15 protein-coding genes are annotated in these 17398 nt (G+C 55.7%); 10 read left to right on the top strand and 5 right to left on the bottom strand.

The features are described 5' to 3' along the window. The first annotated feature begins 7 nt into the window (after positions 1-7). Genes AAEY27_RS17445 through AAEY27_RS17435 form a run of 3 tightly spaced genes read left to right on the top strand, consistent with a single transcriptional unit; the run spans position 8 to position 3438 of the window. Positions 8-952 carry an ABC transporter permease gene (locus tag AAEY27_RS17445; RefSeq protein ID WP_342322049.1) on the top strand — a complete coding sequence of 315 codons (945 nt, stop codon included), beginning with the start codon at positions 8-10 and terminating at the stop codon, positions 950-952. Beyond that, positions 952-1827, top strand: a complete 876-nt coding sequence (locus tag AAEY27_RS17440; protein WP_342322047.1) for an ABC transporter permease — start codon at positions 952-954, stop codon at positions 1825-1827. The genes AAEY27_RS17445 and AAEY27_RS17440 overlap by 1 nt, the downstream gene beginning before the upstream one ends. 9 nt (positions 1828-1836) lie before the next feature. Beyond that, complete coding sequence (locus tag AAEY27_RS17435; protein ID WP_342322046.1) at positions 1837-3438, top strand: gamma-glutamyltransferase family protein; 1602 nt, start codon at positions 1837-1839, stop codon at positions 3436-3438. Between the two features lie 148 nt (positions 3439-3586). Here AAEY27_RS17435 and AAEY27_RS17430 read toward each other — a convergent pair whose 3' ends face one another. Together AAEY27_RS17430 and fadE are read right to left on the bottom strand one after the other, a co-directional pair. Next, positions 3587-4357 (bottom strand): amidohydrolase, encoded by a 771-nt coding sequence (locus AAEY27_RS17430; RefSeq protein ID WP_342322045.1) that lies wholly within the window; start codon positions 4355-4357, stop codon positions 3587-3589. Between the two features lie 111 nt (positions 4358-4468). After that, positions 4469-6916, bottom strand: a complete 2448-nt coding sequence (gene fadE / locus AAEY27_RS17425) for an acyl-CoA dehydrogenase FadE (RefSeq protein WP_342322043.1) — start codon at positions 6914-6916, stop codon at positions 4469-4471. A gap of 238 nt (positions 6917-7154) precedes the next feature. Here fadE and lpcA point away from each other — a divergent pair, with 238 nt between their 5' ends. Then, complete coding sequence (lpcA, locus tag AAEY27_RS17420; RefSeq protein WP_342322041.1) at positions 7155-7736, top strand: D-sedoheptulose 7-phosphate isomerase; 582 nt, start codon at positions 7155-7157, stop codon at positions 7734-7736. 149 nt (positions 7737-7885) lie between these two features. Next, positions 7886-8653, top strand: coding sequence for a class II glutamine amidotransferase (locus tag AAEY27_RS17415; protein ID WP_342322040.1), 768 nt, complete (start codon positions 7886-7888; stop codon positions 8651-8653). Here the strand turns inward: AAEY27_RS17415 and dpaA are convergent. Continuing rightward, on the bottom strand, positions 8624-9361 hold the full coding sequence (gene dpaA / locus AAEY27_RS17410) for a peptidoglycan meso-diaminopimelic acid protein amidase (protein WP_342322039.1): 738 nt from the start codon (positions 9359-9361) through the stop codon (positions 8624-8626). The two genes, AAEY27_RS17415 and dpaA, sit on opposite strands and share 30 nt — an antisense overlap. Before the next feature lie 353 nt (positions 9362-9714). Between dpaA and dinB the strand changes: the two genes are divergently transcribed. Continuing rightward, on the top strand, positions 9715-10770 hold the full coding sequence (dinB, locus tag AAEY27_RS17405; protein ID WP_342322037.1) for a DNA polymerase IV: 1056 nt from the start codon (positions 9715-9717) through the stop codon (positions 10768-10770). Between the two features lie 37 nt (positions 10771-10807). On the opposite strand, the gene pepD is transcribed toward dinB, so the two are convergent. Next, positions 10808-12265, bottom strand: a complete 1458-nt coding sequence (pepD, locus tag AAEY27_RS17400) for a cytosol nonspecific dipeptidase (RefSeq protein WP_342322036.1) — start codon at positions 12263-12265, stop codon at positions 10808-10810. A gap of 255 nt (positions 12266-12520) precedes the next feature. Between pepD and gpt the strand changes: the two genes are divergently transcribed. The 3 genes from gpt to crl all read left to right on the top strand — a co-directional run bounded on the left by gpt (position 12521) and on the right by crl (position 14785). Further along, positions 12521-12979, top strand: a complete 459-nt coding sequence (gene gpt, locus AAEY27_RS17395; RefSeq protein WP_342322034.1) for a xanthine phosphoribosyltransferase — start codon at positions 12521-12523, stop codon at positions 12977-12979. Positions 12980-13084: 105 nt separating this feature from the next. Next, positions 13085-14329: an esterase FrsA gene (gene frsA, locus AAEY27_RS17390; RefSeq protein ID WP_342322033.1), complete on the top strand. Its 1245-nt coding sequence runs from the start codon at positions 13085-13087 to the stop codon at positions 14327-14329. Positions 14330-14386: 57 nt separating this feature from the next. Beyond that, complete coding sequence (gene crl, locus AAEY27_RS17385) at positions 14387-14785, top strand: sigma factor-binding protein Crl (RefSeq protein WP_342322032.1); 399 nt, start codon at positions 14387-14389, stop codon at positions 14783-14785. A 140-nt stretch (positions 14786-14925) separates the two neighbouring features. Here the strand turns inward: crl and phoE are convergent, their stop codons facing one another. Continuing rightward, the gene (gene phoE, locus AAEY27_RS17380; RefSeq protein ID WP_342322030.1) at positions 14926-15996 is read right to left on the bottom strand and encodes a phosphoporin PhoE; all 1071 of its coding nucleotides are present in this window, start codon (positions 15994-15996) and stop codon (positions 14926-14928) included. A 297-nt stretch (positions 15997-16293) separates the two neighbouring features. Here phoE and proB point away from each other — a divergent pair, with 297 nt between their 5' ends. Continuing rightward, positions 16294-17397 carry a glutamate 5-kinase gene (gene proB / locus AAEY27_RS17375; protein ID WP_342322029.1) on the top strand — a complete coding sequence of 368 codons (1104 nt, stop codon included), beginning with the start codon at positions 16294-16296 and terminating at the stop codon, positions 17395-17397. Position 17398 lies beyond the last annotated feature (1 nt).

Here is a 17398-nt window from a genome sequence, read left to right as displayed (position 1 = left end):
AGAAACCATGCTGGAATTGATTTGCAAACGCCTGATGCTCGCTATTCCGACGCTGCTGATGGTCAGTATGATGGTGTTCGGGCTGCAAAAACTGCTACCCGGCGATCCGCTGACCGCCATGCTTGGCGAGGAACGCGACCCGGCGGTGATCGCCCAGTTACGCGCGGAGCTAAACCTGGATGCGCCAATCCCGGTGCAGTATTTCAACTGGTTGACCCGCGCTTTGCAGGGGGATCTTGGCGTCTCCTTACGCACTCAGGAGCCGGTCACCCACCTGATTGCCACCAAGCTGCCAGTGACCCTGGAGATGTCGCTGCTGGCGATGATTATCGCGCTGCTGTTTGGCATCAGTATGGGGATCATGGCGGCGGTCAACAAAAACAGTTGGATCGATCACGGCACCAACTTTGTTGCCATCTCCGGGATTTCGGTGCCGCACTTCTGGCTGGGGATTTTGTTGATCCTTATTTTCTCGGTCAATTTGCAGTGGCTGCCCGCCTCTGGCTTTGTGCCGTTTAGCGAAGATCCGCTGCAAAACCTGCGCACACTGCTGCTGCCCGCGCTGGTGCTCGGCACCGGGCTTGCCGCAACATTGATGCGCCATACCCGCGCTTCGATGATTGCGGTGCTGAAAGCGGACTATATTCGCACCGCACGCGCCAAGGGCTTGCTGCCAAAAGCGGTGATCATGAAGCACGCGTTTCGTAACGCGCTGGTGCCGGTGATAACACTGACGACGCTGCTGTTTGGCGAGTTGTTAGGCGGCGCGGTGCTGACCGAGCAGGTGTTTACCATTCCAGGCTTCGGCAAGATGATTGTCGATTCCGTCTTCAACCGTGATTACGCGGTGGTGCAGGGCGTGGTGCTGGTGGTGGCGATAGGTTTCCTGGCGCTGAACCTGCTGGCGGACGTGCTGTATGTGTTGATTAACCCGAAAATGCGGAGCCAATAATGGCGGAACTGACCACTGTACGCGTGGCGGCGTCGCTGCCACGCGCGGAAAACCGGGTGCTGAAGAAATTTCTCGCCAACAAAAGCGCGGTGATTGGCGCGGCGATCGTCGGCGTTTTCGTGCTCATCGCCTTGCTGGCACCGTGGATTGCGCCGTTCGATCCGGTGAAAGCCAACTTCCTGGCGGTACGTAAACCGCCGTCTGAACTCTACTGGTTCGGCACCGACGAACTGGGGCGCGATATTCTTTCGCGCATGATTTGGGGCGCGCGCACCTCGCTGCTGGCGGGCTGTGTGTCGGTGGTGATTGCGGTGGTGATCGGCGTGCCGCTCGGCCTGTTGGCGGGCTATTTTCAGGGCATTTGGGACGGCGTGATTTCTCGCTTTATCGAAGCGCTGCTCGCGTGCCCGTTTCTGATTATGGCCATTGCCCTCGGCGCGTTTCTCGGCCCCAGCCTGACCAACGCGATGATCGCCATTGGCCTGTCGGCGATGCCGATCTTCGCCCGCCTGACGCGCGGCCAGGTGATCGCGATTCGTAATGAAGAGTACATCGACGGCGCGCGGGCGATTGGCCTGCCTGACCGCTGGATAATCTTGCGCTATGTGCTGCCGAATGTGATGTCGCCGATTATCGTGCAGGCGACGTTGGCGATTGCCTCGGCGATCATCACCGAAGCCAGCCTGTCGTTTCTCGGGCTTGGGCAACAGCCGCCGTACCCCTCCTGGGGCGCGATGCTCAACACCGCCAAAGGTTTTCTCGAACAGGCGCCCTGGATGTCCATTTTCCCAGGCGTAGCTATCTTTTTGACGGTGCAGGGATTTAATTTACTCGGCGACGGGCTGCGCGACGCGCTCGATCCGCGCCACGACTAAGGAGTTTTGATGACGAAAGCGATTGATTTTAACGTGGGTTACGCGTCGCGCCGTGCGCCGATGATGGGGCACAACGCGGTAGCGACGTCGCAGCCGCTGGCGGCGCAAGCCGGGATGCGCATGTTGCAGCAGGGCGGCAATGCGGTAGACGCGGCGATTGCCACGGCGATGGCGTTAACGGTGGTGGAACCGACCGGCTGCGGGATTGGCAGCGATGCGTTCGCCATTGTTTGGGATGGCAAAGAACTGCACGGGCTGAACGCGTCCGGTCGTTCCCCGGCAAGCTGGCACGCGGATATTTTCGCCGGGCTGGATGCGGTGCCGGAAATCGGTTGGGATGCGGTAACCGTGCCTGGCGCGGTGTCCGGCTGGGTGGCGCTCGCCGAGCGTTTCGGCACGCTGCCGCTCACCACGCTCGCGCAACCGGCGATTGAATACGCCCGCAACGGTTTTCCCGTTTCGCCGTTGATTGGTCATTTGTGGCAGCGCGGCTACAACAAGCTAAAAGATCAGCCGGGGTTCAGCGCCTGTTTTGCGCCAGAAGGGCGCGCGCCGAAAATCGGCGAAATCTTCCGTAACCCGGCGCAGGCCCGCACGCTGGAATTGATCGCGAAAACCAACGGCGAAGCATTTTATCGCGGCGAGTTGGCGCAAAAAATCGCCGCCTTCGCCAAAGCGCACGGCGCGCATCTGACGGAAGCGGATCTGGCGAATCACAAAGCCGATTGGGTTTCGTTGTTATCACGTGAATTCGCGGGCGGTTCGGTACAGGAGTTGCCACCGAACGGGCAGGGCATCGCCACGTTGATCGCGCTTGGCATTCTGGAGCAGTGCGATATTGGCCGTTACGACCCGGATTCGGTGCAGTCGCTGCATCTGTCCATTGAAGCGATGAAGCTGGCGCTCGCCGATCTCGACCGCTATGTCGCCGACGAAGATCATATGGAGTTTGCCGCAGAACGGCTGCTCAGCGATGACTACCTAAAGTCGCGCGCGGCGCTGATCGACCCGAATAAAGCGTCTGATTTTGTCTACGGTTCACCGACGCAAAGCGGCACGGTGTATCTCTCCACCGCCGATGCCAGCGGCATGATGGTGTCGTTTATTCAGTCGAACTTTATGGGCTTTGGCTCGGGCGTTGTGGTGCCGGACACCGGTATCAGCCTGCAAAACCGCGGCTGCGGCTTTGTGTTAGACCCCAAACATCCGAATGCGCTGGCGGGCAGCAAACGCCCGTTCCACACCATTATTCCAGGCTTCGCGATGGGTGCGGACGGCAAACCGCTGATGTCGTTTGGCGTGATGGGCGGGCCGATGCAGGCGCAGGGGCACATGCAAATGGCGCTGCGCATTATGCAGCACGGGCAAAACCCGCAGGCAGCGATTGATGCGCCGCGCTGGCGCGTGGTGCAGGGGCGCGAAGTGGTGGTTGAAGCGACGTTTTCACACAATGTGATTGCTGCACTGCGCGAGCGCGGGCACCTGATAACCGTTGAAGATCCGCAGGCCGGGTATAACTTTGGCGGTGCACAGGTGGTTTACCGGATGCCGGAAGGGCATTATCTGGCGGCGACGGAGAGCCGCAAAGATGGGCAGGCGTTAGTGAGCTAATCCGCGCGTTTTATCTGGCCGGATGGCGCGTAAACGCTTACCCGGCCTACAGGGTTTTGTAGGCCGGGTAAGGGCAATTTCGCCGGATGGCGGCGCGTGGGTTTTGTCATTTGTCGGCCCGGTAAGCGCAGCGCCACCGGGCGTTTCATTACTCCAGCGTAAACGGATCCGCGTCCTGCCAGGCCGGGAACTGCGCCCGGTATTCTTGCAGGGCGCTTAACGACATCTCCGCGTCAATACGCGTCGCCAGATGCGCTTTGGCGGTGGCGATAATTTCCCCCTGCGGGCTGATCACCCGGCTGTCGCCGCGATAATGGTGACCGTTGCCGTCGGTGCCGACGCGGTTACAGGCCGCCACCCACGCCTGATTTTCAATGGCGCGCGCCACCAACAGCGACTGCCAGTGCAGCGAACGCGGCGCGGGCCAGTTTGCGACATACAACAGCAGATCGTAATCATCGCGGTTGCGCGACCAGACCGGGAAACGCAGGTCGTAGCAGACCAGCGGCAGAATCCGCCAGCCGCGCCATTCAAACACGACACGTGCATTACCCGCTGCGTAGTGATGGTGCTCATCGGCCATGCGAAACAGATGGCGTTTATCGTAAAAATGCACCTTGCCTTCTGGCTCGACCAACAAAAAGCGGTTCACCGGCCCGCGTTCGGTTTGCAGCGCGGCGCTCCCGGCGATTAACGCGTTGGTATGGCGCGCTTTATCCTGCATCCACGCAATCACGTCTTCTTGCGCCATCGACTGTTTTGCCGCTTCCATTGCAAAGCCGGTGGTGAACATTTCCGGCAGCACAATCACATCGCGGCCGGTTATCTCTTCCAGTTGAATATCAAAATGGCGCAGATTTGCTGGCCCATCCATCCAGACTAGCGGTTGTTGTAATAGCGTAATTTTCAGACCAGGCACAATGAGAACCCCCCTAAGACGACATGAGGACAATGTAGCATGCAGAAATGAAAAAAAACCCGCAGCATGCGGGTTTTAGAAAGTGGATATGCTTTTCAAGCAGTTACAGCGTTACGCTGCTTCCGGCTTGCGCACCTTCTCTGGCGTTTTTACCACCGGCTGAGTCGCCAGTGCCTCCGCGTCAAAGTCGTCCACGTTGATGCTGCGCAGGCGGCTGGTTTCCGCTTTGATAAGCAGCGCGGCTTCGTCCTGGTTAATCAACCCGCCCGCCAGCGCCTGGTGCGCCAGGTCATCCAGGCGGGTAAACGGCAAGTTTTTACCCAACGCTTTGCAGATGCGTTGATGAATCGGATCGGCGGCCATCACATCGATCAGCGCTTCTTCCAGCAAGCCGACCGGGTTGTGCGGGCTGGCGGTCAGATACTGACCACGACCGATGCGCGAACGGGTTGCGCTCGGCGTTTGCAGGATCTTCGCGACTTTGTGATCCAGCTTGTCGGATGGCGCAAGGTGGTGGCGACCGGTTGGGAAGATGACAAAGCTCAATGCACCTGCGATCACACGGTTCGGGAAGTTATCCAGCAGATCGTCCATCGCCTGTTCGGCTTTATACAGCGCATCCTGCACGCCCCAATGCACCAGCGGCAGATCCGCTTCCTGACGGCCTTCGTCGTCATAACGTTTCAGCGTCGCGGAAGCCAGGAACAGCTGGCTTAACACGTCACCCAAACGGGCGGAGATGCGCTCGCGGCGTTTCAGGCTGCCGCCCAGTACCGCCATGGAAACATCGGAGAGCAGCGCAAGGTTGGCGCTCAGGCGGTTCAAATGCTGGTAGTAACGTTTGGTTGCATCGCCGGTCGGCGTTGTGCTGGTCAAACCGCGCGTCAGGCCGAGCCAGAAGCTGCGCACTTTGTTACTGCCCACGTGGCCGATATGTTTGAACAACAGTTTGTCGAAGGCGTCCACATCGTTATTTTGCGCGGCGGCCATCTCTTCGAGCACATACGGATGGCAGCGGATCGCGCCCTGGCCGAAGATCATCATGGTGCGCGTCAGGATGTTTGCCCCTTCCACGGTAATGGCGATCGGCGCGCCCTGGTAAGTGCGGGCAAGGAAGTTGCTTTCGCCGAGCATGATGCCTTTACCGCCTGCAATATCCATCGCGTCGATGATTGACTGCTGACCACGGTGGGTACAGTGGTATTTCACAATCGCCGACAATACCGCCGGTTTTTCGCCGAGCATAATGCCGTAGGTAATCAGCGCGGCGGCGGCATCCATCACATACGCGTTACCACCAATGCGCGCCAACGGCTCTTCAATGCCTTCCATTTTGCCAATCGGCACTTTGAACTGACGGCGAATATGGGCGTAAGCGCCAATCCCCAGCGCGACCGATTTCACGCCGCCCGTCGAGTTGGACGGCAGAGTTATGCCGCGCCCGACCGACAGACATTCCACCAGCATGCGCCAGCCCTGACCGGCCATTTTCGGGCCGCCGATGATGTAATCAATCGGCACAAAGATGTTGTCGCCGCGGGTTGGGCCGTTCTGGAAGGGAACGTTGAGCGGGAAATGGCGACGGCCAATTTCTACGCCAGGCGTTGAGGTCGGGATCAGCGCGCAGGTAATACCCAGGTCTTCTTCGCCGCCTAGTAGTTTATCCGGGTCGGAAAGTTTAAACGCCAGGCCAAGCACGGTGGCAATCGGCGCGAGGGTGATATAACGCTTGTTCCAGGTGAGGCGCATGCCGAGCACCTGCTCGCCTTGCCAGTCACCCATACACACCACGCCGGTATCCGGAATGGCACCCGCATCGGAACCCGCTTCCGGGCTGGTCAGCGCAAAACAGGGGATTTCCACGCCACGCGCCAGGCGCGGCAGGTAGTGATCTTTCTGATCTTCGGTGCCGTAGTGTTGCAGCAATTCGCCTGGGCCTAACGAGTTCGGTACGCCGACGGTAATTGCCAGGATTCCAGAGACGCCAGCCAGTTTTTGCAGCACGCGGGACTGCGCATACGCCGAGAACTCCAGCCCGCCGTACTCTTTTTTGATGATCATTGCGAAGAAGCGGTGCTCTTTTAAGAACGCCCACAGTTCCGGCGGCAGATCTGCCATTTCGTGAGTTATCTGGAAGTCGTTAGCCATGCGGCAGGCTTCTTCCACCGGGCCGTCAATAAAGGCTTGTTCTTCGGCGGTCAGGCGCGGCTGCGGGTAGTTGTGCAGCTTTTTCCAGTCCGGGTTGCCGCGAAACAGATCGCCTTCCCACCAGGTCGTGCCGGCGTCAATGGCTTCTTTTTCGGTGCGCGACATCGGCGGCATCACTTTACGAAAACCCCGGAACACGGGAGCGGAGATTAGCGCTTTGCGCATCGGCGGGAAGTTGAACGGAACCAGAATAATCGCCAGCGGCAGCAGCACCCAGATGGACCACAAACCGGAGAGGCCAAGCGCGGCAGTCCACGCCAGCAAAATCACGCTGCTGAGCAGCAAGTTGACCCGGTGATAAAACAGCACACCGAGCAGAACGACCGTTGCGACAAGACTCAAAATCATCATAAAGAAATGCTCCCTTCTTGTAGGAGGTCTGACCACTTGTGATGTTATGAGTTGTAGTGGATGTGATTTCTTTTAGCAATGTGTTTACAAAATAATTACAACCTGGTTCACATTGTTGGGGACATTTTGCGCAGGAAAATCGAAAACGCCGGAAGGGGGATGGGCTTTAGCTTCTCGCCTGGAATGCTATCCGGTACACTGCGCAGTGTTATTTACATTCATGCTGAAGGATATCCTCATGTACCAGGATCTGATTCGTAACGAACTGAACGAAGCGGCGGAAACGCTGGCGAATTTCTTGAAAGATGAAGCCAATATTCACGCTATTCAGCGCGCGGCGGTGTTGCTGGCCGACAGCTTTAAAGCCGGCGGCAAAGTTTTATCCTGTGGTAACGGCGGCTCGCATTGTGATGCCATGCATTTTGCTGAAGAGTTAACCGGGCGCTACCGTGAAAACCGCCCAGGCTACCCGGCAATTGCCATTTCCGATGTCAGCCACATCTCTTGCGTCAGTAATGACTTCGGTTACGACTTTATCTTTTCCCGTTATGTGGAAGCCGTTGGCCGCGAAGGCGACGTGCTGTTGGGGATCTCCACTTCCGGTAACTCCGCGAACGTTATCAAAGCCGTTGAAGCGGCGTGTGAGAAGGGGATGAAAGTGATCACCCTGACCGGTAAAGACGGCGGCAAAATGGCTGGTACGGCGGATGTTGAAATTCGTGTGCCGCATTTTGGTTATGCTGATCGTATTCAGGAAATCCATATCAAAGTGATTCATATACTGATTCAGCTGATCGAAAAAGAGATGGCTAAGGCTTAAAGAAGGCTATTTTATTTGCCATTTTGAATCTGGGCAGTGCTCGAAATCCTCACGTACTACGTGTACGCTCCGGTTTCTGTGCGCTGTCCGTGTCCAAACTGGCTGCAACAATAACGCCTTCTCAGATCGAGGCGGTTGTGGGGGTGTATATGTGCGAACTGCTCGGTATGAGCGCTAACGTGCCGACCGATATTTGCTTTAGTTTTACCGGTCTTGTCCAGCGTGGCGGGGGAACCGGGCCGCATAAAGATGGCTGGGGAATTACCTTCTACGAAGGCAAAGGCTGTCGCACGTTCAAAGATCCGCAACCCAGCTTTAACTCGCCCATCGCCAAACTGGTGCAAGATTACCCGATCAAATCCCATTCGGTGATTGCCCATATTCGCCAGGCAAACCGTGGCGAAGTGGCGCTGGAAAATACCCATCCTTTCACTCGCGAGCTGTGGGGGCGCCACTGGACGTATGCCCACAACGGGCAGCTTAAGGGGTACAAATCGCTGGAGACCGGGAATTTTCGCCCGGTGGGTGAAACCGATAGCGAGAAAGCTTTTTGCTGGCTGCTGTATAAGCTGACCCAACGCTACCCGCGTACGCCGGGCAATATGGCGGCGGTGTTTAAATATATTGCTGCGCTGGCGGTACAACTGCGTGAGAAAGGCGTTTTCAATATGCTGCTATCGGACGGGCGCTATGTGATGGCGTTCTGTTCCACGAATCTATTTTGGATCACGCGACGCGCGCCGTTTGGTGTGGCAACGCTGCTGGATCAGGACGTGGAGATCGATTTTCAGCGGGAAACCACACCGAATGATGTGGTGACCATGATTGCGACGCAGCCGTTAACCGGCAACGAAACCTGGCACAAGATTATGCCAGGCGAGTGGGCGTTATTTTGCCTCGGGGAGCGTGTAGTTTGACGCCAGCTGCGGCTGAACAGAGGTGTTCAGCGGTTTGCTAACCACATAACGACCATCCACAACCGAGACAACCGGCGGCTGGTGGGTAGTGGCGAAGTAGTCATAGCCCGGTTTTAACTGACGCCAGAAATCCGCGTAGGTCGAGTATTTATGACGCTGCATATTAGCGTCGGTCATGCGGAACGGATAAATACTTACCTGCACGTTCGGCTGCCCAAAGACCAGCGCGGCGGTCACAAACTGGAAAATCTCATCGATACCGCTATCCGTCATGGCGTAACAGCCAATGGAAACGCAGGCACCGTGGATCATCAAGTACTTGCCTTCATAGCCGTGGGCGCGGTCATAGGTATTGGGAAAACCAATGTTGATGGCCTTATAAAAACGGCTGTCCGGCTTGAGCTGGTTGCGCTGCACGGAATAAAACCCTTCCGGGCTTTTAAAATCACCCTGGCGCTGTTTGGGACCCAAACCGCCGGAGTAATTACAAATTTTGTAGCTGTCGAGCAACTGGTACTGCTCGCCCATCTTGACGAAAAGATCAAGGGTGCGCTCTTCCTTGAAGATTTGGATATAAACCGGCGACCCCATCAACTGCTGTTTGAATTCTTTGCTGACCGGCGTAATTGAACTGTTGCTGCCGACCAGGCCAGCAAAAGAGACGCACGGAATCAAAAGCATCGCAATAAATAATGCGATTTTGCGCATACTACTTGTTTCCTTGATAAAGCTAATACCACATTGCCAGAACGGCAAAAGAAGCCCAAAAATCAGACAATTCTGTTTTGGAGCGCCCACATTAGCATTACGGCATTTTTTCGCAAGCCCCTGGTACCTTCCATCCTTCGCGCTGGCGCGTTATCGGCTGCGCCATCAACGTAACGCGAACAATTTTTGTACATTGGCTTTCAAATGCTTAGCCGGATAGCTGGAGGACATTATGAAAGTAAATAGCCGGAATTACCCCACTTATTAGGTTCTTTTCGCCGGATTTACGCGCTGGCTTCTCATTTCACTGAAACGTGCTGTATACTTATCCAGTGTTCTGTGAGGGTGTACGCATGCGCAAAATCATACATGTTGATATGGACTGCTTTTTCGCGGCGGTAGAAATGCGCGACAACCCAGCCCTGCGCGATATTCCCATTGCAATCGGCGGCAGCCGGGTGAAGCGCGGCGTAATCAGCACCGCCAACTATCCGGCGCGCAAATACGGCGTTCGCAGCGCGATGCCCACCGCAATGGCCCTCAAACTCTGCCCGCACCTCACCTTATTGCCTGGCCGTTTTGACGCTTATAAAGAAGCTTCTAACCAAATTCGCGATATCTTTTCCCGCTACACCTCGCTTATTGAACCGCTTTCGCTGGACGAAGCGTATCTGGATGTTACGGAAAGCCCACACTGCCACGGTTCGGCAACGCTGATGGCGCAGGAGATTCGCCAGACTATTTTCAAAGAGACGCAATTGACCGCGTCGGCGGGGATTGCGCCGGTAAAGTTCCTTGCCAAAATCGCCTCCGATCTCAACAAGCCCGATGGGCAATATGTGATTACGCCTGCGGACGTTCCGGCGTTTTTGCGCACCTTGCCGTTGAGCAAAATTCCGGGCGTGGGAAAAGTCTCGGCGGCGAAGCTGGAAACGCTGGGTCTGCGTACCTGTGAAGATGTGCAGAACAGCGATCTGGCGATGCTGCTCAAGCGCTTTGGCAAATTTGGCCGCGTGTTGTGGGAGCGAAGCCAGGGCATCGATGAGCGAGAAATCAGTAGTGACCGGCTGCGTAAATCCGTCGGCGTCGAGCGCACGCTGGCGGAAGATATTCATCACTGGGAAGAGTGCGAGGCGATTATTGAGCACTTGTATCCTGAACTCGAATGCCGCCTGGCGAAGGTCAAACCGGATCTGCTGATTGCTCGCCAGGGCGTGAAACTGAAATTTAATGACTTCCAGCTCACCACCCAGGAGCATGTCTGGCCGCGTTTAAATAAAGAGGATTTAGTGGCGACGGCGCGTAAAACCTGGAACGAGCGGCGCGGCGGGCGCGGGGTTCGGCTGGTGGGGCTGCATGTGACTTTGCTGGATCCGCAACTCGAGCGGCAATTGGTGCTGGGGTTATAGAGGGAAATGTCCGCGCCGGGCGGCGCGGACAGCAGGCTTATTTCGCCGGGATCGCTTTCAGCAATTCAGTCAGCAGGGTCCAGTACTGGCCCACGCTTTCGATGTGCACTTGCTCATCCGGAGAGTGCGGACCGGTAATGGTCGGCCCGATAGAAACCATATCCATATCCGGGTACGGTTTTTTAAACAGACCGCACTCCAGACCGGCGTGGATCACCTGAATGTTCGGCGTTTTGTTGAACAGACGCTGGTAAGTTTCACGCACCAAAGCCATCACCGGTGAATGCGCGTCCGGCTGCCAGCCCGGGTAGCCGCCTTTCGGCGCGGTTTTCGCACCGGCCAGCGCGCCCAGCGATTCCAGCATGCTTACCACGTAATCTTTACCGCTATCGACCAGCGAGCGGATCAGACAGATGATCTCTGCGTTGTCGTCCTGCAAGGTTACAACGCCGACGTTCAACGAGGTTTCCACCACGCCTTTGGCGACGTCGGAATTACGGATCACGCCGTTTGGCGTCGCGTTGAGCAAGCGAACAAACGCATCGCGAGAAGCGGTGGTCAGCGCGGTTTTATCGCTGGTTACGCTGTCGACCAGCACCACCAGGTTTTTCTCTTTCGCTTCCAGCTCGTTTTTCAGGATTGCCTGATAAGACTCCGCCAGCGTTTTCAGCTGTGCGGATTTGTCGGCCGGAACGGCAACAACCGCAATCGCTTCACGTGGGATGGCGTTGCGCAGGGTGCCACCGGTGAAATCCAGCAGGCGCAGATCCAGCTCATCAGCGTGACCGGCGAGGAAGCGCGCCAGCAGTTTGTTGGCGTTGCCAAGACCTAAATGAATGTCGGCGCCGGAGTGGCCGCCTTTCAGGCCTTTAAGCGTCAGTTTGAAGGTGTTGAAACCGGCAGGAACCGCTTCGCGCGTTAACGGCAGGGTGGTGATGAAGTCGATACCGCCCGCGCAACCCATGTAGATTTCACCTTCTTCTTCAGAGTCGGTGTTAATCAGAATGTCCGCCTGCAACCAGTTGGCCTGCAAGCCGAACGCGCCGTCCATGCCGGCTTCTTCGGTCATGGTCAGCAGCACTTCCAGCGGGCCGTGCTCGACGGTGGAATCTGCCAGCACTGCCAGCGCGGAAGCCATGCCAATGCCGTTATCCGCGCCGAGCGTGGTGCCGCGCGCTTTAATCCACTCGCCGTCGATGTAAGGGCGAATCGGATCTTTGGTGAAATCGTGTTCTGTGTCGTTATTTTTCTGCGGCACCATATCCAGGTGCGCTTGCAGAACCACCGGCTTGCGGTTTTCCATCCCGACGGTGGCGGGTTTGCGGATCAGAATGTTGCCAACCTGGTCGCGCTCCGCGTGCAGGCCTTTCTCTTTTGCCCAGCCCATGATGTGTTCGGCGAGTTGTTCTTCATGGTAGGACGGGTGCGGAATGGAGCAGATTTTGGCAAAAATATCCCACAGCGGCTGCGGAGATAGTTGAGACAGTTCAGACACGATGAGTCTCCTTACGAAGAGCCTGCGAAACTTACCTTGCAGGTACAGGGTTAAATAAAAAAATCGCAAGGCATTCTTGCGAGATGGCGTTGAGAATACCACTTTATTGCGGCTTCGCGAGTACGGGAATCGGTAAAAAGCGTCTGCGATGCCGGGTAACACTGGTTTTTAGCGTTTCAGATCTCTATAATCTCGCGCAACCCATTCCCCCTCGAACACTTTTTAAGCCGTAAAACACAGGCTGGGACACTTCACATGAGCGAAAAATACGTCGTCACCTGGGACATGCTGCAGATTCACGCACGCAAACTTGCCGCCCGACTGATGCCTTCTGAACAATGGAAAGGCATTATCGCCGTAAGCCGTGGCGGTCTGGTACCGGGCGCATTGCTGGCGCGTGAACTGGGTATTCGTCATGTCGATACCGTTTGTATCTCCAGCTATGACCACGACAACCAGCGCGAGCTGAAAGTCCTGAAACGCGCGGAAGGTGACGGTGAAGGCTTTATCGTGATTGACGATCTGGTGGACACCGGCGGTACGGCGGTTGCGATTCGCGAAATGTATCCAAAAGCGCATTTCGTTACCATTTTCGCTAAACCGGCTGGACGCCCGCTGGTTAATGATTATGTGATTGATATCCCGCAGGATACCTGGATTGAACAGCCGTGGGATATGGGCGTGGTTTTCGTTCCGCCTATCAGCAGCCGTTAATTCCCCTCGCATTCTGCTCACGCCCGGTTCTGCCGGGCGTTGTTCTTTTTGGCACATGACAGGTTACAATAACCTCCGGTGATATTTACAAGGAGGCTGCGCGCAATGTCACAGTCAAATCTTAGCGAAACGCTGTTCAAACCCCGCTTTAAACATCCAGAGACTTCCACGCTGGTGCGTCGCTTTAACCCAGGCGCGCAGCCGCCAATACAATCCACACTCGATGGTACAAATGTGCCGCAATGGTACCGGATGCTCAACCGGCTGATGTGGATTTGGCGCGGTGTGGATGCGCGTGAAATCCTCGAAGTACAGGCACGGATTGTGATGAGCCAGGCCGAGCGCACCGACGCAGATTTGCTGGATACGGTTGTCGGCTACCGCAACGGTAACTGGATCTACGAATGGTCCACCCAGGCGATGCTCTGGCAACAAAAAGGGATGCAGGAAGAGGACGCGACAAAGAGCGGTCGCCACTGGCTGCATGCGTCGAGCTTATACAGCATTGCCGCTTATCCCCATATCAAAGGCGATGTGCTCGCCGAACAAGCGCAGGCGCTGGCCAATCGCGCTTACGAAGAAGCCGCCCAGCGGTTACCCGGCACCATCAAAGAGCTGGAGTTCGCCATCCCTGGCGGCGCGCCGGTGAGCGGATTTCTGCATATGCCGCCGGGCGACGGCCCGTTTCCTACGGTACTGATGTGCGGCGGGCTGGATGGCCTGCAAATTGATTACTACACCCTTTATGAGCGTTACTTCGCCCCGCAAGGCATTGCGATGTTGACGCTTGATATGCCGTCTGTCGGCTTCTCCTCGAAATGGAAATTAACCCAGGATTCCAGCCTGCTGCATCAGCACGCGCTGCAAGCGCTGCCGAACATTCCGTGGGTGGATCACACTAAAGTTGCGGCGTTCGGTTTTCGCTTTGGCGCAAACGTGGCGGTGCGGTTGGCGTACCTTGAAGCCTCGCGTCTGAAAGCGGTGGCGTGTCTTGGGCCGGTGGTGCATGCGCTGCTCAGCGAGCCGTCGCGCCAGGGAAGGGTACCTGAGATGTATCTCGACGTGCTTGCCAGCCGCCTGGGTATGCATGACGCGTCGGATGAAGCACTGCGGGTGGAACTTAATCGCTACTCGCTGAAAACGCAGGGTTTATTGGGAAGACGCTGCCCGACGCCGATGCTTTCCGGCTTCTGGCAAAATGATCCGTTTAGCCCGGAAGAGGAGTCGCGATTAATCACGTCGTCTTCGAATAATGGGAAATTACTCGAGATCCCGTTCAAGCCGGTGTATCGCAATTTTGACAAAGCGTTGCAACAAATCACCGGATGGATCAGCCATCATTTCCGTTAATAGATTGATAAATTCTATTGGTTTGGTAAAACAGTTGCATCACAAAAGGAGATCGCAATGACGTTACCGAGTGGACATCCGAAAAGCAGGTTAGTTAAAAAGTTTACTGCGCTTGGGCCATATATCCGCGAAGAGCAGTGCGAAGAAAACCGTTTTTTCTTTGATTGCCTGGCAGTTTGCGTGAATGTGAAACCCGCGCCTGAAAAACGTGAATTTTGGGGATGGTGGATGGAGATGGAAGCGCAAGAGAAGCGCTTTACCTATCGCTACCATTTCGGTCTCTTCGATAAAGAAGGGCAGTGGAAGCCGACAGCCATCAAAGATCAGGAAGTGACCGATCGTCTTGAGCAAACGCTGCGCGATTTCCATGAGCGTGCGCGTGCTCTTTTGGCCTCTTTAGAGCTGAAGCTTGAACCTGCCGATAATTTTAAAGAGAAGTTGAAACTCCCCGCATAATCTCCCCCCATAAAAAAATGCCCGATCGCGTTTCGCGTATCGGGCATGGACAGGCATTGCCTGCATTCTCTCTGTCCGGGAAATCAATGCCCTCTTGCGAGGGCATTGCAAATAACGAGGGTTGTTCCTGGTAAAGCTACTTAGAACTGGTAAGTCACGCCAACAGCAACGATGTCGTCGTCAGCGATAGCCAATTTGTTGTCGTCTTTGATCTGGTTGATTTTGTAGTCAACCATCGCAGAGAAGTTCTTGTTGAAGTAGTAAGTCGCGCCAACGTCGATGTAGTTAACCAGATCTTCGTCGCCGATACCGTTTTCCATGTCTTTGCCTTTGGTCAGCACATAGCCCAGAGACGGACGCAGACCGAAGTCGAATTGGTACTGAATCACCGCTTCAAAGTTCTCGGCTTTGTTGGCGAAGCCCAGAGAAGAAGAGACCGGCGTCATGTTGTAAGACAGGGAGTAGAAGGTTGCGATATACAAATCGTTCGCATCGTATTTCACGCCAGTGGCCCAGGCTTCCGCGTTCTGGCCCTGGCCGAGCGTCATTGCATTCTGCGCGTTGGTACGGTCAGAGTTCGCGTAAGCGCCAATCACCGTGATCGGGCTGCCGCCGAAATCGTAAGCCAGAGATGTGCCCCAGCCGTCGCCGTTTTGTTTGATCACGCTGCTGCGGCCATTTTCGTTTTTACCCTGGTATTGCAGGGTCATATCCAGACCGTCAATCATGCCGAAGAAATCGGTGTTACGGTAAGTCGCAACGCCTGTTGTACGTTTGGTCATGAAGTTATCGGTACGCGCCAGCGAGTCACCGCCAAATTCCGGGAACATATCGGTGATAGCGGCGACGTCATACAGCACGCCCAGGTTACGGCCGTAGTCGATAGAACCAAAATCTTTGATTTTCAGGCCTGCAAACGCCAGACGGGTTTTCTGACCCGAGGTACTTTCATCGTTGTTGCCTGCGAATTCAGATTCCCAACGACCGAAACCGGTCATCTGATCGTTGATTTGCGTTTCACCTTTGAAGCCGAAACGCACGTAGGTTTTGTCACCGTCGTTGCTGGTATCGTCGCTGAAGTAGTGCATGGCTTTCACTTTGCCGTACACGTCCAATTTGTTGCCATTTTTGTTATAAACTTCGGCTGCGTGAACAGAAGAAGCGGAAGCGACAACGCCCAGTACCATTAATGCCAGAGTGCTCTTTTTCATTTTGAATTCCTGATTGAACTAACGCGCTAATATTCGCTGGGCATAATGCCCCGTGAAAAACAGGAAGGGTTTTAACGCTCTGAAATTAAAGATTTATGACAAATTAAGAATAATTTTAAAAAGTTATGTTTTTATGTTTTTGCAACAATTTTGTAAAAATCTACCGTTACGCTGACTGATCCCGCTCAACAAAAAAGTGAGCGAATCGCGCTGGCGGTTGGCAAGTGCCTTGAGTCCTGTTACAACGTCTGACTACTATCGTATTTTCTTATTTTTTCCTAAAAACGGCAGAGAATCATGAGTGACAGCCAGACGCTGGTGGTAAAACTCGGTACCAGTGTTTTAACGGGCGGTTCCCGTCGCCTGAACCGCGCCCATATTGTGGAACTGGTGCGCCAGTGCGCGCAGCAACATGCCGCCGGGCATCGTATTGTAATTGTGACTTCCGGCGCGATTGCCGCCGGGCGCGAGCACTTGGGCTACCCGGAACTGCCCGCGACCATTGCTTCGAAGCAACTGCTGGCGGCGGTAGGGCAGAGCCGTTTGATTCAACTGTGGGAACAGCTGTTTTCTATTTACGGCATTCATATCGGCCAGATGTTGCTGACCCGCGCCGACATGGAAGACCGCGAGCGTTTCCTCAATGCGCGCGACACGCTGCGCGCGCTGCTTGATAACAATATCGTGCCGGTAATCAACGAAAACGACGCGGTCGCCACCACCGAAATCAAAGTGGGCGACAACGATAACCTTTCCGCGCTGGCGGCGATTCTGGCCGGCGCCGACAAACTGCTGCTGCTGACCGATCAACAAGGTCTGTTTACCGCCGATCCGCGCAACAATCCTGACGCTGAATTGATTAAAGATGTCTATGGTATCGACGATGCGCTGCGCGCCATTGCCGGTGACAGCGTTTCGGGGCTTGGTACGGGCGGGATGGGTACTAAATTACAGGCCGCCGATGTCGCTTGTCGCGCAGGTATCGACACGATTATCGCCGCTGGCAGCAAACCGGGCGTGATTGGCGATGTGTTGAATGGCACGCCGGTCGGCACGCGTTTTCACGCGCAAGAATCCCCGCTGGAAAACCGTAAACGCTGGATTTTTGGCGCGCCGCCAGCTGGGGAAATTTCCGTCGATGAAGGGGCAACCGCTGCTATTCTGGAGCGCGGTAGTTCCCTGCTGCCGAAGGGCATTAAAAGCGTGACAGGCAATTTTTCTCGTGGTGAAGTGATCCGCATTCGTAATCTGCAAGGCCGCGATATCGCTCATGGCGTCAGCCGCTACAACAGCGACGCGCTGCGCCGTATTGCGGGTCACCACTCGCAGCAAATTGACGCCATTCTAGGCTATGAATACGGCCCTGTCGCTGTGCACCGTGACGATATGATCATCCGTTAAG

It is taken from the genome of Kosakonia sp. BYX6 (genome assembly GCF_038449125.1).
Lineage (GTDB): Bacteria > Pseudomonadota > Gammaproteobacteria > Enterobacterales > Enterobacteriaceae > Kosakonia > Kosakonia calanthes.
This window is presented reverse-complemented; position numbering and strand designations above follow the sequence as displayed.

Coding starts and splice junctions, on each gene's coding strand:
- dinB (WP_342322037.1), top strand. CDS start 9,715: ATGCGCAAAATCATACATGTTGATATGGACTGCTTTTTCGCGGCGGTA.
- gpt (WP_342322034.1), top strand. CDS start 12,521: ATGAGCGAAAAATACGTCGTCACCTGGGACATGCTGCAGATTCACGCA.
- crl (WP_342322032.1), top strand. CDS start 14,387: ATGACGTTACCGAGTGGACATCCGAAAAGCAGGTTAGTTAAAAAGTTT.
- dpaA (WP_342322039.1), bottom strand. CDS start 9,361: ATGCGCAAAATCGCATTATTTATTGCGATGCTTTTGATTCCGTGCGTC.
- AAEY27_RS17445 (WP_342322049.1), top strand. CDS start 8: ATGCTGGAATTGATTTGCAAACGCCTGATGCTCGCTATTCCGACGCTG.
- phoE (WP_342322030.1), bottom strand. CDS start 15,996: ATGAAAAAGAGCACTCTGGCATTAATGGTACTGGGCGTTGTCGCTTCC.
- AAEY27_RS17435 (WP_342322046.1), top strand. CDS start 1,837: ATGACGAAAGCGATTGATTTTAACGTGGGTTACGCGTCGCGCCGTGCG.
- fadE (WP_342322043.1), bottom strand. CDS start 6,916: ATGATGATTTTGAGTCTTGTCGCAACGGTCGTTCTGCTCGGTGTGCTG.
- frsA (WP_342322033.1), top strand. CDS start 13,085: ATGTCACAGTCAAATCTTAGCGAAACGCTGTTCAAACCCCGCTTTAAA.
- AAEY27_RS17415 (WP_342322040.1), top strand. CDS start 7,886: ATGTGCGAACTGCTCGGTATGAGCGCTAACGTGCCGACCGATATTTGC.
- lpcA (WP_342322041.1), top strand. CDS start 7,155: ATGTACCAGGATCTGATTCGTAACGAACTGAACGAAGCGGCGGAAACG.
- AAEY27_RS17440 (WP_342322047.1), top strand. CDS start 952: ATGGCGGAACTGACCACTGTACGCGTGGCGGCGTCGCTGCCACGCGCG.
- proB (WP_342322029.1), top strand. CDS start 16,294: ATGAGTGACAGCCAGACGCTGGTGGTAAAACTCGGTACCAGTGTTTTA.